Origin of the sequence: Melghirimyces profundicolus, from assembly GCF_003054245.1 — a bacterium.
GTDB lineage: Bacteria > Bacillota > Bacilli > Thermoactinomycetales > DSM-45169 > Melghirimyces > Melghirimyces profundicolus.
The window spans coordinates 1-16,072 of record NZ_QBKR01000003.1 but is presented as its reverse complement, the minus strand read 5'-3'; the positions used below and the strand labels follow the sequence as shown (position 1 = coordinate 16,072).

General features: G+C 55.5%; 17 protein-coding genes. 6 read left to right on the top strand and 11 right to left on the bottom strand.

Annotation, left to right across the window (positions count from 1 at the left end):
• Positions 1-5 precede the first annotated feature (5 nt).
• The 8 genes from C8P63_RS02720 to C8P63_RS02685 form a co-directional block, all read right to left on the bottom strand.
• Entirely contained in the window at positions 6-983 is a 978-nt protein-coding gene (locus tag C8P63_RS02720) for an alpha-ketoacid dehydrogenase subunit beta (protein ID WP_108021810.1), read from the bottom strand.
• On the bottom strand, positions 976-2,055 hold the full coding sequence (gene pdhA / locus C8P63_RS02715) for a pyruvate dehydrogenase (acetyl-transferring) E1 component subunit alpha (RefSeq protein WP_245920641.1): 1,080 nt from the start codon (positions 2,053-2,055) through the stop codon (positions 976-978). The genes C8P63_RS02720 and pdhA overlap by 8 nt, the downstream gene beginning before the upstream one ends.
• Before the next feature lie 14 nt (positions 2,056-2,069).
• Positions 2,070-3,236 (bottom strand): Leu/Phe/Val dehydrogenase, encoded by a 1,167-nt coding sequence (locus tag C8P63_RS02710; protein ID WP_245920640.1) that lies wholly within the window; start codon positions 3,234-3,236, stop codon positions 2,070-2,072.
• Positions 3,237-3,383: 147 nt separating this feature from the next.
• Positions 3,384-4,169, bottom strand: coding sequence for an enoyl-CoA hydratase-related protein (locus tag C8P63_RS02705; RefSeq protein WP_108021808.1), 786 nt, complete (start codon positions 4,167-4,169; stop codon positions 3,384-3,386).
• Between the two features lie 19 nt (positions 4,170-4,188).
• Positions 4,189-4,962, bottom strand: a complete 774-nt coding sequence (locus tag C8P63_RS02700; RefSeq protein WP_108021807.1) for an enoyl-CoA hydratase-related protein — start codon at positions 4,960-4,962, stop codon at positions 4,189-4,191.
• A 167-nt stretch (positions 4,963-5,129) separates the two neighbouring features.
• Positions 5,130-5,381, bottom strand: coding sequence for an AbrB/MazE/SpoVT family DNA-binding domain-containing protein (locus tag C8P63_RS02695; RefSeq protein ID WP_211308231.1), 252 nt, complete (start codon positions 5,379-5,381; stop codon positions 5,130-5,132).
• 115 nt (positions 5,382-5,496) lie between these two features.
• Positions 5,497-6,738, bottom strand: a complete 1,242-nt coding sequence (locus C8P63_RS02690) for an anti-sigma factor domain-containing protein (protein ID WP_108021805.1) — start codon at positions 6,736-6,738, stop codon at positions 5,497-5,499.
• Positions 6,731-7,456 (bottom strand): sigma-70 family RNA polymerase sigma factor, encoded by a 726-nt coding sequence (locus C8P63_RS02685; RefSeq protein WP_146172095.1) that lies wholly within the window; start codon positions 7,454-7,456, stop codon positions 6,731-6,733. The genes C8P63_RS02690 and C8P63_RS02685 overlap by 8 nt, the downstream gene beginning before the upstream one ends.
• A gap of 202 nt (positions 7,457-7,658) precedes the next feature.
• Here C8P63_RS02685 and C8P63_RS18915 point away from each other — a divergent pair, with 202 nt between their 5' ends.
• A complete protein-coding gene (locus C8P63_RS18915; RefSeq protein WP_170109454.1) occupies positions 7,659-7,820 on the top strand; it encodes a hypothetical protein in 162 nt (53 codons plus the stop codon).
• Positions 7,821-7,978: 158 nt separating this feature from the next.
• Here the strand turns inward: C8P63_RS18915 and C8P63_RS02680 are convergent, their stop codons facing one another.
• A complete protein-coding gene (locus C8P63_RS02680) occupies positions 7,979-9,877 on the bottom strand; it encodes an acetate--CoA ligase (RefSeq protein WP_211308238.1) in 1,899 nt (632 codons plus the stop codon).
• 189 nt (positions 9,878-10,066) lie between these two features.
• Here C8P63_RS02680 and C8P63_RS02675 point away from each other — a divergent pair, with 189 nt between their 5' ends.
• Positions 10,067-10,807 (top strand): alpha/beta hydrolase, encoded by a 741-nt coding sequence (locus tag C8P63_RS02675; protein ID WP_245920639.1) that lies wholly within the window; start codon positions 10,067-10,069, stop codon positions 10,805-10,807.
• 83 nt (positions 10,808-10,890) lie between these two features.
• Here C8P63_RS02675 and C8P63_RS02670 read toward each other — a convergent pair whose 3' ends face one another.
• Both C8P63_RS02670 and C8P63_RS02665 read right to left on the bottom strand, forming a co-directional pair.
• Positions 10,891-11,553: an AIM24 family protein gene (locus C8P63_RS02670; protein ID WP_211308230.1), complete on the bottom strand. Its 663-nt coding sequence runs from the start codon at positions 11,551-11,553 to the stop codon at positions 10,891-10,893.
• Between the two features lie 128 nt (positions 11,554-11,681).
• Positions 11,682-12,125, bottom strand: coding sequence for a BrxA/BrxB family bacilliredoxin (locus tag C8P63_RS02665; protein WP_108021802.1), 444 nt, complete (start codon positions 12,123-12,125; stop codon positions 11,682-11,684).
• 735 nt (positions 12,126-12,860) lie between these two features.
• On the opposite strand from C8P63_RS02665, the gene C8P63_RS02660 reads away from it, so the two are divergent.
• From C8P63_RS02660 to C8P63_RS18910, 4 genes are all read left to right on the top strand, one after another.
• Complete coding sequence (locus C8P63_RS02660) at positions 12,861-13,658, top strand: arylamine N-acetyltransferase family protein (RefSeq protein ID WP_108021990.1); 798 nt, start codon at positions 12,861-12,863, stop codon at positions 13,656-13,658.
• A gap of 61 nt (positions 13,659-13,719) precedes the next feature.
• A complete protein-coding gene (locus tag C8P63_RS02655; RefSeq protein ID WP_108021801.1) occupies positions 13,720-14,019 on the top strand; it encodes a cytochrome C oxidase subunit IV family protein in 300 nt (99 codons plus the stop codon).
• A 292-nt stretch (positions 14,020-14,311) separates the two neighbouring features.
• Entirely contained in the window at positions 14,312-15,643 is a 1,332-nt protein-coding gene (locus C8P63_RS02650; RefSeq protein WP_245920638.1) for a helix-turn-helix domain-containing protein, read from the top strand.
• A complete protein-coding gene (locus C8P63_RS18910; protein ID WP_170109453.1) occupies positions 15,630-15,779 on the top strand; it encodes a hypothetical protein in 150 nt (49 codons plus the stop codon). Before C8P63_RS02650 ends, C8P63_RS18910 begins: the two co-directional genes overlap by 14 nt.
• The last annotated feature ends 293 nt before the right edge of the window (positions 15,780-16,072 follow it).

Here is a 16,072-nt window from a genome sequence, read left to right as displayed (position 1 = left end):
CCTCCTCAGAATGTCATCACCTTGTGAATCGCCCGATCGATCCGTTTCTGACTCGGACGGAAATCGTCCTCCAGCGCGAACATCGGAACGGGAACATCGAACCCCGTGACCCGTTTCACCGGGGATTCCATCCACAGGAAAGCCAGCTCATGGATCCGGGCAGCCAACTCCGCTCCCAAACCTGCGTTTTTCGGAGCCTCATGAATGATCACCGCCCGTCCCGTCTTTTTGACGGAGGTCACGATTGCTTCTTCATCCAGAGGGCAGAGGCTCCGAAGATCGAGCACCTCGCAGGAGACTCCCCGCTCCGACGCCTCCCGGGCCGCCCGTTCCGCCACCGGGACCATCGTACCCCAAGCGATCAGGGTGACATCTTCTCCCTCTCTCACCTTTCGGGCTTTTCCGATGGGCACTTCGAACCATCCCTCGGGAACCTCCTGGCGGAAAGCCCGGTAAATCTTCATCGGTTCCAGGTAAATCACGGGGTCGGGGTCCCGGATCGCCGACAAAAGCAGGCCTTTGGCATCCGAAGGGGTGGAGGGTGCCACCACCTTAAGGCCGGGAGTGTGGACGAAGAGGGCTTCGGTGGAATCCGAGTGAAGTTCCGGAGCCCGGATCCCTCCTCCATAAGGAGCCCGGACCACGAGGGAGGCGGGATGCTGTCCCTGAGTCCGGGTGCGCAGGCGCGCCGCATGGGTGACAATCTGTTCAAATGCGGGATAGATGAACCCCATGAACTGAATCTCCGCCACCGGCCGCATGCCGTTAATCGCCATACCGATGGCCGCTCCGACAATTCCGGCTTCGGCCAAAGGCGTGTCGATGACACGTTCGTCCCCGAATTCCTCCCACAACCCTTCCGTCGCTCGGAAGACACCGCCGTTTTTACCGACATCCTCTCCCAGGACCACCACATCGGAACGCTCTTTAAGCGCCGTCCGCAACCCTTCATTGATCCCTTGGATCAGTGTTTTCTCAGACACACTCTCCCCCCTCTCCCGACAGTTCCGCACGCTGCCGGTTCAGCTCCGGCGGCAACTCTTCGAACACATGGGCGAAGAGGTGATCGGCGGAGGGAGCGGGAGCCGCTTCGGCTTCCTTGACCGCCCGATCCACGAGCGCTTTGCATTGTTCCTCCCACTTCTTCACGTCCTCTTCCGACAACAACCCTTCCGCTTTCAGAAGGGCTTCCATCCGGGAGATCGGATCTTTCTCCCGAACCCAATCCTCCACTTCCGACGGGTCCCGGTAACGCGTCGCATCATCGGCGGTGGTATGGGAACCTTTCCGGTAGGTGACCGCTTCGATCAGGGTGGCCCCGTCCCCCTTTCGCGCCCTTGTCACCGCTTCCTCCATGGCGCTGTGAACCGCCAGCACATCGTTTCCATCCACCCGGATGCCACGAATGTTATAGGCACAAGCCCGTTCCGCCACCGTCGGAACCGCGGACTGACGGGAGAAGGGTACGCTGATGGCATAATGGTTGTTCTGGCAAAAGAAGATCACGGGGAGCTGAAACACTCCGGCAAAATTCAATGCTTCGTGAAAATCCCCTTCCGAGGTGGCACCGTCTCCGAAATAGGCAACCGAAACCGAGCGTTCCCTTTTCAGCTTGGATGCCCAGGCGGCTCCCATCGCTTGCGGCAGTTGGGTGGCGATGGGAACGTAAGGCGGCAACACACGGACTCCTTCGGGAGGCACGTTCCCTTCCACCCGACCCATCCAATAGAGGAGAATTCTCATCAGAGGCATCCCCGCGATCATGGCAACCCCGTGTTCCCGGTAACTGGGGAAGATCCAATCTTCTTTCGAGAGGGCCAGTGCACTGCCCACTTGGGCGGCTTCCTGTCCTTCCAGCGGGGCGTAGGTACCGATCCTTCCCTGTCGCTGAAGAATGACGGAGCGGCGGTCAAAGGAACGAACCTGCACCATCCACCGGTAAAAATCGAGCTTCAACTCCTCCGGTACGGCTTCCCAGCGACTGCGCCCTTCTTCTGTCAACTGGCCGCCGGGCTTCAGATAACAGCGGTCCACCCGGTCCATCTGTCTGAGCAACCTCCATCCCTCCCTCAGCCCCGGCGATCAAAGCCCAGGAAAATCCGTTTCAGATCCGCCACCTGACGGAGACGTTCAAGGACCAGCCGATCCGCCGCACGGCATGTCGGTAAATCTTCCTCTCGGGACAGCTCATAAATTTTGAGAAGCATATCGTGGATCCCGCGGGTTTTTTCCATGACCCGTTCATGGTGGTAACCCTGAAGTTCATCGGCCACTTGGATCAAACCACCGGCATTCACCAGGTAATCGGGAGCGTAGAGAATGCCCCGCTCATGGAGAAGATCCCCGTGCCGGTCCTTCGCCAGCTGGTTATTGGCCGAACCCACCACCGCCCGGCAACGGAGTTCGTCCAGCGTACCGTCGTGGATCACCCCGCCGATCGCACAGGGGGCGAAGATGTCGCACTCCACCCGATGGATCTCTTCCACCCCCGTCACCTCTATATCAGGATTTCGTGCCTTCAGGCTCTCCACCCTGGCCGGTGAGACATCGGCCACGACACAACGGGCTCCTTCCTCCACCAGTTGACCTGCCAGCCGGGCGCCCACTTTGCCCACACCCTGAATGGCAACGGTTCGACCTTCCAGGCTGTCTGTTCCCCACAGGTGCCGGGCGGTGGCGCGGAAACCCTGCATGACGCCGTAAGCGGTGGGAATGGACGTGTCCCCGCTTCCCCCATGACTTTCGGGCAGGCCCACAAAGGAGTCGGATTCGCGGGCGGCGTGAACGAAGTCCTCCGGCATCGTACCCATGTCCGTACCGGTGAAGAAGCGTCCGTTCAACCCCCCCACAAACCGGCCCAGCACACGGAACATTTCCGGGGTTTTGTCCGTTTCGGGATCCCCGATGATCACCGCTTTCCCACCGCCAAAGTCCACATCGGCCAAACCGCATTTGAATGTCATTCCCCTGGAAAGTCGGAGCACGTCTTTCACCGCCTCGTCGGTGGAGGTGTAAGGCACCATCCGGCATCCCCCCAGGGCGGGCCCCATGGTGGTGTCATGAATCGCGATGATCGCCTTCAACCCGGACCCGGGATGACGGCAGAAGGTGACCTCCTCGTGGCCGCCTTCTGCCATCAATTCAAATATGTCATCCATCCGGGAACGTTGTTCGACCTTCTCTTCCGGCAACTTCTTTTTGGAGGACCGATCGTGATTTTGTCCAAGGACTTTCATGGTGATCATCCCTGCCTTCGTGAAGTGGTGTTCCGTTGCCTAACGAGCGACCGCTCGGCTTATGGGCCAAGAGGAACGGGCTGTTTCGTATCCCGATCCCATGATATGCGCCCCGATGGGGGAGAGTTCGGGGGAACCCCGAATCCCTTATTTCCCCCGGAACTCCGGCACCCGCTTTTCTGTGAAAGCTTGTACCCCTTCCTTGAAATCTTCGGTCTTTCCGGCGGTTTCCTGCATCTGGGCCTCATATTCCAAGGCTTCCTCCAATTCCGAATCCACCGCCCTCCAGAGCGCCCGCTTGGTCAGCCCGATCGCCCGGGTGGGAGCTTGGGCCAGTTTCCTTGCAAACTCGAAGCTCTCTTCCTCCAACCGTTCGTGGGACACGAGCCGGTTGGCCAGGCCGATCTTCACCGCTTCCTCCGCCAAGATGTCCCGTCCGGTCATCAAGAGTTCCATCGCACGGCCGAAGCCCACCAGCCGGGGCAGAAAATAGCTGGATCCGCTGTCCGGGACCAGACCGATGCGGATAAAAGCCTCGATGAATTTGGCCTTTTCGGAGACAATACGGATATCACAGGCAAAGGCCAGGCTGCATCCGGCGCCGGCGGCCACTCCGCCCACGGAAGCGATCACCGGTTTCTCCATCCCCGTGATGGCCCGGATCATCGGGTTGTACCGCGTTCGAACGCTGTCGCCGAGGGACAGGTTGCCGACATGGAGGTCGCTCCGGTCATTCAGGTCCTGCCCGGAACAGAAGGCCTTGCCTGCTCCCTGGATCATAACCGCTCTCACGTCCGGATCCTTCGAGGCTTCCTTCAGCGCGGCGGTGAGCTCTTGGGTCATCCTGCCGTTAAAGGCGTTGTACACCTCGGGGCGGTTCAAGGTGAGAATCCCGACCCCGCTTTCTTTCTGGTAGGTAACGGTTTCCGCCATGGTTTTTCCCTCCTCGGTTTTATTTCCCGCGGAATTCGGGGCGGCGCTTCTCCATAAACGCCTGCATTCCTTCTTTCTGGTCTTCGGTGGAAAAAAGGAAATAAAAGAGCTTCTGTTCATAATCCAGGCCCGCCTCCAGACCGATTTCCGCCGCCCGTTGGACCGCCCGTTTGGCCAGACGGAGGGCAACCGGGGGTTTGGAAGCCAGTTCACGGGCCATCTTCATGGCTTCTTCTTCCAACACTTCCGCCGGAACGACCCGGTTGATCAAGCCCGCTGCATAAGCTTCCTTGGCGGTGATCGGCTTTCCGGTCAACACCATTTCCATGGCCCGCGCTTTGCCCACCGCTCTTGTCAAACGCTGGGTTCCGCCCGCGCCCGGCATCACCCCGAGATCGATCTCCGGCTGCCCGAACCGCGCCGTCTCCGAAGCAAAGATAAGATCGCAAGCCATAGCCAGCTCACAACCGCCTCCCAGGGCATACCCGTTCACCGCTGCCACGATCGGTTTGGAAACGCGCCGGATCCGGTCCCAGTCCGCAAAAGGATCCATGGTTAGCATCTCAGCCGCGGTTGCGCCGGCCATTTCGTCGATATCCGCCCCCGCTGCGAAAGCTTTGGGTCCGCCGGTCAACAGGATCGCCCCCACTGTGTCCTCCCGATCAAAGGATTCAAGCATTTCCACGAGCTCCGCCACCATACGGCGGTTAAGTGCGTTCAGCACCTTCGGGCGCCGGAGTTCGATCCGGCCGACTCCCTTCTCTGTCGATACCCTGAGAAATTCCGGATCCATATGCAACACTCCTTCCGTCCACGGGATTAAAGCGCTTACATTTTCACTTGTGTAAATTGCCACTCAATTTCGATTCCGGTTTCTATTTTATCAAATGTTTTGATCCATTGTCAGCAATTTGCTTTACAGGGGTAAAGCAAAAGAAAAAGCCCTCGCGGGCTTCAGGTTTACACCACATGGCTCCTGGTGTCTTCCAGGCAACCTTTGCAGATGATTTTCCCCTTGAAATAAAAGAGTTCCTCCGAAGAATCGCAAAACACGCAGGAGGGGTTGTATTTTTGCAGAACGATGGTGTCGTCGTTCACGAAGATCTCGACCCCGTCATGCGGCTTGATATTCATCGTTTCCCGCAGTTCTTTGGGCAGAACAATCCGGCCGAGATGGTCCACTCTCCGGACGATCCCGATTCCTTGCATCAACGATTCCCCCATTTCCCTCGTGTGGCACGGTTTCGGGAGATGTGGGCCTGCACCCGCCGGGGAATGGGGAACCGCTGAAGGTTGTCCCATACCGGATAAAAAAGAAGAGCGGAGATCAGTATTCACTTCCCCCCGAATCAAGGGCCGGGACCTTGTCGGGCTCCTTGGTTTCGGATGAGCTGTCGCCCGAAGCCTGGGAATCTCCCGTCGATCCCTCCGGATCGGGGTTGGTCGGTTCCGGGTTGGAATCGTCCCCTTCCGTGTCCCCTCCGGACGTGGTTCCATCCGAGGGTGGGGGGTCGTTCGAAGGTTCCTGTCCGGATGGGTCTCCACCGGCATCCTGGCTGTCACCGGATGTGTCGGTGCTTTGGTCTTCCGGTTTCTTTATCGTGTCGGATGGCTCTTCCTTCGGATTGGAATCCGTTTGATCCTTTGGTCTTTCGGGATCCCGCTGTTTGACCGGGTCGTAAGCTGTCATCCACTGGTTCCATTGTTTTTCCGTGGGTGGGTCGTCGGGGTCGAGGGCATCCTTCAATAACTCCAGCAACTCATTGACGGTTTGATCCTGCAGTTCATCCCTCGTCAACTCATGCCCTTCCGAATTGGCAAAAAGCCATAACGCATATCGGGCGGGAGAAACTTCGAGTTTCTTGGCCCGGTCCTTCAGGCGGTCCGGAAGAGGCAGGGTGACCATTTCCAGATGGGCCCCTCTCAGTTTGGGATCCGTATCCACCTTTTTCTTGATTTTATCCAGGGTGTTATGATTCTTTTCTTCCTTGCTTGAAGAAACCTCCTGGTCGGATTCCGTCACTTGGGAAACAATGATTTCGTCCTTCGGATGGAGCCACTTTTTCTCTTTTGCCTGGTTCAGAAAGTCGGCAACAAACTCATCGATGTGAGTCCCTTCGTATTCGAGATTCTCCCGGACCATCCGGGCCATGTATTCACCCGGGGGATTTATCCCATCGACGGAAATGACCTCTCCCTCCCCGTTGACCCCGACTTCCAGGCTGGAATTGGCGTTCTTTTGGTTCAGAGAATGGCCCCTGTTTGCCGAACCGACCGCGGTATGCGTATTGATATCGATATACACATAGGTTTGGGCATTCACATCCATCGGTTTGAACAGCGGCACCAACAATGCAAAGACCAGTATCGCCGCCGCCAATCCTCCCGTAACCCAGGGGTACCGCATAAAGGAGGTGAAAAATCCCGGTTTTTCTTCCGGAGTGAAGTGAACCTCCTCGCCCAACCGGACACTTCCCTGGCCCTGGGGAGGAATTTTCACAAACTCCCCGTCGGAGGTCATCACGACCCAATGCATCTGCTCCTTTTCCATCAAGATCCCCTTACTCACTGTCGCCACCCCCCTTCATGTCTACTGGTAGTTCCAGATAATCCCGAATCGTGGGCAAGTCTTCCACCAGGATCACTACCAACGCGATCAGGTAATTCCGGTGACGCTTCAACGTTCGGCGGTGGCAGCCGACTTGTTCGGCAAACCCCCGCTTGACCCGCTTTTCCTTGTAAAACTGGTCGAGCAGTTCGGCACGCGAAGCGATCTTTTTGGCAATTTCCATCAGGTTCTGCCGGGTGTCCTTATGCTTGGGAGAAACTTTAGCCAGTTTTTCCATGGTGAGATCGAACTTTGCCAAATGCTCCCGGAACTCTTCCACTTCCGACTGGCGGCGTTCCCTCAGTTCCCGGTCCTGGTGGTTTTCAAAGGATTTTTTGACCACTTCCGGATAGATGGGCTCATTATCCTTTGAATCGGAGGGAATCAAGGTCACCTGATGATTCCTGTGTCTCTTTTCGCTCCTGAAATAGTCCGTCAACCTTCTCTTCATCACGGTAAAAGCGAACGAGAGGAAAGTGGAAGACTGATCATGCCGGTAAGCGTTGATGGCCTCATTAAATCCCATCAAAGCCACCGAGTATTCATCATCTTGAATTGTGATGTTTCGCCTGCAGATTTTGGAGGCCATTTTCCTCACGTACAGTTGGTTCTCGGCGATCAGCTCATCCCGGATCCGGGCTGTCGGATCCTTCTGAGCTTCCCGTACGCGCGTTTCCATCTCAAGCTCCTGCAGGTTGTGATCACCATCCCCCGGACCATGCAACGCCGACACCTCTCCCTACTCTATATATTCGGAGCTCTGCACCGTTTTCTGTCCGTTTCGGACGTTGTTTCTCTATTTTTTCACATCACTATGTACCGGGACCGGCGGATAAAAAGCCTGGAAACGGGAATTCTTCACACAAAGGAGGAGGGTAAAAATGAAAAGGAAAAGACCGCTCTCCAAAAAACACAAAGCAAAACCCCGGTTCGCTCCGGGAATAACGGGCGATCAGCTTCAGAAAGACGCCACTCCCGATGAAGTTCGCCGCGGAGACTACACTCAGACGGTTCGGCTGGAAGAAGAACCACCCCCGCAATAAGCTCCTTACACTCCCCGGGAGCCTTGGGGGAGGATCCGTACAACGGGCCCACCTGTCATTGTTTCGGGCCCCGATTTTTATTATAAACTCCAAAAACGTCAACCGAAAGGTAATTCTCAGAAAAAAAGGGCCGCATCGGGCCCTTCTGTGTCGATGATTCAGTTCGCTGAGGATTGTTGCACCGCCTCCACCGCCCCGGGGTTTTCCAGAGAAGAAAGATCTCCGGCATCCTTGCCGGTGTACGCCGCTTTGATCGCCCGCCTCAGAATCTTTCCGTTCCGGGTTTTGGGCAGATCGCTTACAAAATGGATCTCTTTCGGTTTTAACGCTTTTCCCATCTTTTCCGCGACGGAGGTCACCAGTTCCCGTTTCAGGTTTTCGTCCCCTGCCACCCCCGGCTTCAGGACGGTGAAGCAGACGGCTGCTTCCCCTTTGTCCGGGTCCGGCACCCCGATGGTGGCTGCCTCCACCACCGAGGGATGATCGACCAGGATTGATTCCACCTCAGCCGGCCCCAACCGCTTTCCGGCGATTTTCAGCGTGTCATCCGACCGTCCGGTAATGAACCAATAACCCTCATCGTCCACCTGCACCCAGTCTCCGTGAACCCAGAGGTTGGGCCAGCGACTCCAGTAGGTGTTTTCGTACCGCCCGGGGTCTTCCCAGAAGCCGCGGGTCATGCCCACCCAAGGTTGGCGCACCACCAGCTCTCCCACTTCGCCGCGGACCGGATGGCCTTCTTCATCGACCACATCCGCATCCATACCCGGCATCGGACCGTTAAAGGAACAGGGAACGATCGGTTTCATCAGGTTGGAGGAAAGGATCCCCCCCGAGATTTCCGTTCCGCCGGAGTAATTCCAGATGGGAACCTTCTTTTTGCCCACTTTCTCAAACAGCCAGCTCCATGGCTCCGGATTCCAGGGTTCCCCCGTGGAACCGAACACCCTCAACGTGTCCAGATCGTGACCTTCCAACCAGCGATCCCCGAATTTCATCAATGCCCGGATGGCCGTGGGGGAGACTCCCAGATGGGTCACCCCATGGGTGTCAACGATCATCCACACCCGGTCCGGCTCCGGATAATCCGGCGTCCCTTCGAAGAGCACCATGGTGGCTCCGTTCATCAACGAACCGAACACCATCCACGGGCCCATCATCCAGCCCATGTCCGTCATCCAGAAGAGAGTGTCCCCCACACCAACGTCCATGCTGTAACCGGCATCGAAGGCCGCTTTGACGGGAAAACCGGAGTGAATGTGAACGGTTCCCTTGGGCCGGCCCGTGGTTCCCGACGTATAGATGATCATGAAGGGGGTATCCGCATCGGTCGCTTCCGCAGAAAGCGCTTTCCTGTTCGACATCAAAACATCCCAGTCGATGTCCCGTTCCTCGTTCAGCGGACAATCCTTCCGGTTCAGACGACGGACCACCACCACCTTCTCCACACACGGGGAGAGGTCGGCGGCTTTGTCCGCCTCTTCTTTCATGGGGATGGTTTTGCCCCGCCGCAGGAAGCCGTCAGCGGTCACCAGTACCTTGGCTTTACAGTCCTTCAGGCGGGTGGCCACCGCTTCCGCTCCGTAACCGGAAAAGCACGGGGTAAAGATGGCACCGATTCGGGCCGCCGCCAGCATGGCCACCACGTTTTCCACCACCATCGGCAGATAGATGGCAATCCGGTCTCCCCGGCCGACACCCAGTTGCTTAAGGCCCCGGGCGAAGGCGTTGACCTCGGTCCAAAGTTCCCGGTATGTCCGCTTCCGGACCTCCCCGTCATCCCCTTCCCAGATCACGGCCAACCGGTTTCGTGCCCGGGGGTCTTTCACAAACCGGTCCAGGCAGTTATGGGCCGCGTTGATCTTGCCCTCCACAAACCACTTGGGCCAGGGGGCCCCGTCGGAACGGTCCAGAACCTGGCGGTAAGGCCGAAACCATTCCAATCCCAGATCTTTGGTCACTTCTTCCCAGAACCAAGCCGCATCCCCGACGGAACGTTGGAAAAATTCATCATAGTCGGCAATTCCGTTTTTCTCCATCAGCCGGTACATCTTCATGTTTCGGATCTGTTCCCTGTCAGGAGACCAAACTGCTTCTCTCACGTTACGGCTCACCCCGTTTCCTGTCGGTTCAATTATATTCTAAACAGTTCCAAGGTTTTGGTCAAAGCACTCCCCTTGATTTCCCGGGCCGCAGTCTGTAAAGTTGGGGTACGGTCACAAGGAACTGGAAAGAAGGATTGAGTGGTGTTGTCATTGGACAAGCGATATCTGAAACGGACGATCCGGAAAGCGGAAATCAAGAGCACCCACTTGGGCGAAACAAGGAACATTCAGGTCTACCTTCCTCCCGAACACGATGAAAGTGAACGCTACCCGGTCATCTACCTCCAGGACGGAGACGATTATTTCAATATGGGACGCCTGGCCACCCAGGCCAACCAACTGATCCTGGACGGAGAAACCCACCCCTTTGCAGCGGTGGCCATCCCCGTGAAGAAGGAAAATCGCAACGCGGAGTATTCTCCCCAAGGGGAGCGCCACCGTTCTTATCTCCGCTTCTTTGCGGAAGAGTTGGTCCCCATGGTGGAACGGGATTTCCCCGTTTCCGACCGGGCCGGGGACCGGGTCTTGGGCGGTTCTTCCCTGGGCGGAACCGTTTCCCTTCATTTGGCTCTGGAGTATCCCGACCTTTTCCACCGCGTCCTCTCCCAGTCCGGTGCCTTCCTCGAACCCACCCTCGAAGCGATCGGCCGGAGGAACTCCCTCTCCGGCTTGAAGATCTACCAGACCATCGGAAAGTCGGAGACCGCGGTGCCCACTCACTTCGGCAACCTGGACCTGTTGGCGAGAAACCGGGAGGTTCACCGGGCGCTTCAGGAAAAAGAAGCCGAGGTGGTCTATTCCGAACAGGAAGGCAACCATACCTGGGGATTCTGGCAAAAAGACCTTCCCCGAGCATTGAAGACGTTCTTCGGAAAAGAGTGACAAGCGGCCACCCTGGAGGTGGCCGCCTCACTTTTTTCAGCGGGAGTGATCCCCCGCCGATTCACCGTTTGGTCTCACCCCGGTTACTCTTCCTTGCCGAAGGAATACAGTTCCGCCGGTTGGATCAAGACCCGCCCCGAACCGGTGAAGTTGAGCTGAACCGTCTCCCCCGAAGACTTCCCGAAAAGTGTCTTCAGGTTGATGTCTGTCTTCAGCCGGGGGGAAACACCGGAGGTCCAGCCAATCACTGCATTGGGGTCCACCGCCACGGGAGCTTCCAAGGCGATCGGTTCCCCGTGGGAGCTGATGGCCACAAACCCGTGTCCGGAGAGTCGGCAGGTGAACAATCCGCCGGAAGCCACTCCGGCGCCCCGGATCACCGAGATGTCCCAGTCGACGGTTTTCTCAAAAGCCAGGAGGTGGCGTCCTTCCACGAAGAGGGTTTCCCCCTTCAGGTGAAGGATGGTCACTTCCGCCGCGTCATCGGCGAGGAACAGATCCCCCGAGCCGGTGGCTTTCATCAGCGGAAATCCTTCCCCGCTGATTTTCTTCTTGATCCATTTGCCGATGCCGCCGGAAGTGCTTTCAAACTTGATCTTCCCCTGGTAAGCGATCATACTCCCCGCCCGGCAATAAACCGTATCCGTCACACGGATTTTCAACGCCTTGCTGTTCTGTTTGACAAAGGCTTCTTCCGCTTGGACTTCTTCCGCTTGATCCAGCAAGCGATCCAACGATTCCGCCACGTTTGTTCCTCCTTTCCTACATCCACCACAAAGGGATCTGCCGGTCAAAAACGTTTTAAAAAACGCCACCTGTTATCTGCTGAGTGAGCAAACAAAAGGCGGCGTGGATTCTGGATGGAGACTCCGGTTTATCCGCAGTATTTGTCATAGGCGGCGGTCAGGTTGGCGGAGATCTCTTCCAGGCTTCGATCTTCAATTTCATGGCGTTGAACCATGTGCACGATTTTCCCGTCTTTCATCAGGGCAAAGGACGGGGAGGAAGGCGGATATCCTTCGAAGTATTCCCGCGCTTTGGCGGTCGCTTCCTTGTCCTGGCCGGCAAACACCGTAAACAGGTGATCCGGTTTCGGATCGTGCTTCAGGGAATGAGCCACGGCCGGACGGGCCAATCCGGCCGCGCAGCCGCAGACCGAGTTGACAACCACCAATGCCGTCCCTTTCGCCCCCTTGTTTTCCAGAGCTTCCACAACTTCTTCCGGCGTACGCAATTCTTCAAAACCGATCCGTGTCAGTTCGTCACGCATGGGTTGAACCATTGCCTGCATTTGTTGGATGTAGAAATCTTGCGCCATCCGAATTCCTCCTTCCGGTCATGATTGTATCCCAATGACCCCCGGTGAGTCTGTGACACACCCCACGGCTAAACGCGTTGTGAAAAAGTGAGCGGCAGCATTTACCCAAAGCCGCTCCGGCTGCACGGGCGTACCACAGGTGACCGAAGGAAAGGCCTGTGGTGCACTCCTTTACAGTCGCACCCCAAGGGCACTTCTTCGGACGCCGGGGGCTTCTCGGCTCATCGGGGCTGGTAACCCAGTATCCCTCACCGACGGCTCCGTCCGAGCCAATGAACGGGCACTGAAGCTGAGACAACGACAGGCCTTTCCGAGGCCTGAACGGTTCCTCGACTCGTTTAACGGCTTTTCGGCCGTACCTTAAAGATACCAAAAATTTGTCGCACTTGCGAGAGGGGAAAGCCCTCCCTCGTCCAACGCGCCTTATATCACAACGCTACAAGGATTGTGAAAAAGTGAGCGGCAGCATTTACCCAAAGCCGTTCATCCTGCTGCGGGCAGGGGCAAACGCCTTCGGATGCAACACAGAGAAGCTTTTGCCCCTGAACGCCCTTGCAGGCTGATTCTCCGCTGGGCAGGACAGCAAAGTCGCTGTTTTGGGTAAACGCTTCCCCTTTTCTCGAAACGAATTTTCAATCACAACGCTAAAGCCAGAGACTGTACGTCGCGATCTGATAAAGAGGGTGGAGAGCCTCCCCTTTCCTCCTGTATGATATGGGGGAAGGAGGGATTCCCGTGGATGTGGAGGCGTACTTGGCCCGAATCGGCCTCGGTTTTGTCGGAAAACCCGACTTGGAAACGCTCCGTCTCCTGACGGAACAGCATTTGATCCACGTCCCTTTTGAAAATCTGGATATCCACCATCATCGCTGGATCCGCCTTCATTGCGGGGAGATTCTAAACAAAATCGTGCGTGAACGACGGGGCGGTTTTTGTTATGAATTGAACAGCGCCTTCGGGGCTCTTCTTCGAAAAATGGGATACCGGGTTTCCATGGTATCCGGCCGTGTCCGCTCTGCGGCGGGCGGGTTCGGTCCCGAATACGACCACATGGCGTTGATCGTTCATCTGGAGGAACCCTGGCTCGTCGATGTGGGCTTTGGAAACTCCACCAGACAACCGCTGCCCCTGAACGGCTGCAGATACAACGATATCAGCGGGGGATACCGGGTGAAAAAAGTACCGCAAACGGAGGGTGTCTACGCATTGGAAAAAAAAGATAAGTGGCGATGGATCCCTGAGTACCGGTTCTCCACCGTTCCCCGGCGTCTAAAGGATTTCACCGTCATGTGCGAACACCAGCAGACCTCCCCCACCTCGGTCTTCCGACAGAAACTGATCGTCACCCGGGCCACGCCTCAAGGCCGCATCAGCCTGTCCAACCGCCACTTGACGATCTCCGGCCGCGGCAACCACACGAAAACCCCGATCCGGGACATCCATGAACGGAACCGGCTGATCCGGGAACATTTCGGCATCGATCCCGACACCATCCAGCCCACCCGCAACCACCCTCTTTTCGCTTCGGAATAATCCCGGCCTGTTCGGTGCATCCTCCTCTAATGAACAAACCCCGATCAAAGGCGGGATCCCGATGACCCGAACCGATCACAACGAAAACACGCGTCCCCGCGAAACCACATCTCTGCACCTCAAATCATTCGGCTGGATGCTCCTGTTCACGGCGATCGCCTTCGCCCTGGTGGGGGGCGGATACTTCCCGGCTCCGGTCACCTTCACCGTCCTCCTCTTCCTCGCTTTCGTCCAGCTCATCCTCCAACTGACCACTTTCATGCACCTGGATCGTCGAAGTCAACTCCCCATCTTGTTCATAGTCAGCGGAGTCGGCTTCAGCGTCATCATCGCCGTCGCCCTGTGGATCATGAAAGGTTGACGGCTGATATTTTGTCCCCGCCATCGCCAACGGATCAAACACCTCATGCGGCCTGTTGAAAAACAGGCCTTTTTCATTGAATCTTTCAGAAAATCATGTTTTCTTACCCTGCCGGTCATCGGGGATGATGACCGGCACATAAAGAAACCCGGGGAAGCCAATTAGAACGGAAAAGCATAAGTTGCTTCGCCTGCTGGATAATATTTCATAAAAAGAAACTTTTATATATCTCTGTTTTTTCATCTATAATGGACACAAACGGGAAAACAAAATTTCATGGATTTTTATCGAGGTGATCCCTTTGACTGTACTGGAAATTCACGAAATCGGGGAAGTAATCCGCAAAGTAAGAAAAGAACGGGGGCTCCGTCTGGAGGACCTGGCTGACGATAACATCTCCCCCGCCACGATCAGCAACATTGAACGTGGGGTTCCCCATGTCAATATGGAGAAAACCAAATACCTTCTGTCGAAACTGAACCTGGAATTGGACAATCTTCCCAACCTGATGGTCAGTGAACAACAGGAGTTAGAAGAGACGAGATTTGAGTTATTCAAAGCGGAAACCTTGTTAACGATTGGAGATGTTGAGGCCGCAGCAGAGAAGTTGGATCGACTGGATCTGGAAGACAGTCATCCTTACGCATCGCTTGCTTACTATTTAAAAGGGAAGCTGTTCCGAACCAAGCAAAATTGGAAGCGAGCGGAACGATCCTTATTCAATGCCATTCGATTAACGAATCAAAGCAAACAAAACAACATTGAAGCGGCATCTTACAATGAGTTAAGTTTATGCAGTTTTAATCAAAATGACATTAACCAAGCCTTAAAATATGTGGAGAGCGGCTTGGATTCCTATATTGAAAACGGAGAAAGACCGATTTTTAAATACCTCTTAAGACGTAATAAAGCCATTTATTTGGAAAAGTTGGGCCGCCTCGGTGAGGCCATGCAAATTGTTCAAGAAGTGTGGGACTCTCTTTGGGAAATTGAACAAATTGAGACCATTCTCAGTTTTTATTGGTTGCGGGCCGACCTTTTACGAAGAAGCGGGATGCTGGAAGACTCCATTCACTATGCCAAGGAAGGTTTGGAACTGGCACGGCTCAACAGGCAATATCATTCGATGTTTGATTTGTGGACGGTATTGGGAAGCGTGTATATGCAACAACAACATTGGAATCAAGCCGAATCTTCTTTTAACATGGCTCTAAAACTGACGGGCAAATTTGAAGATGAGCATAAATTCACCACCACTTACGCCAGACTGGGCATCCTGTACATGCATAAACGCAAGTGGGATTTAGCCAAGGAAGTGATTCAAAAAGCGATTCGCATAGGGGAAAGAAAAGATGTAGCCCCTCGATTAACTTACGCTTTGCAAGTGATGGGTGACTTTTACCGAAAGCAGGAACATTACGAGGATGCCATTCATTTCTATCAGAAAGCGCTGGATATAGCCAAAAAGCATTCTTACACAAAAAAGGAGTACCAAATTCTTTTCCGCCTGTCACAGTGTTATGAAAAAATTGACGAGCAGGAATTCCATAAATGCCTGCAAAATATGTATAAAGTACAACAGGATTTACAGGGGGAGGAGGGGATAAGCATTGAAGAAGAATAAACTGCTGTTATTTATGACATCGATCTTGCTGTTTGGCGGGATTCTTTTTGTGGACTCTTTAAGTGATGACAATGCAAGGGCCTCCCATGATTCAACGGGTGCTGTCCTTCAAAGTGATGATCCTGGCAGTGACTGATCTCGTCCTGAAAGCGGTGTGAAAAAGTGAGCGGCAGCCGCTCCGGTTGCACTCACAGAGTACAAGTCTCGCTTGGGGTCGCTTCTCTCCCCGGTCTCGCTATGCACTCACAGAGCACAAGTCTCGCCTGGGGTCGCTTTACTCCCCGGTCTCGCTATGCACTCACAGAGCACAAGTCTCGCCTGGGTCGCTTTACTCCCCGGTCTCGCTATGCACTCACAGAGCACAAGTCTCGCCTGGGTCGCTTCTCTCCCCGGTCTCGCTATGCACTCACAGAGCACAAGTCTCGCCTG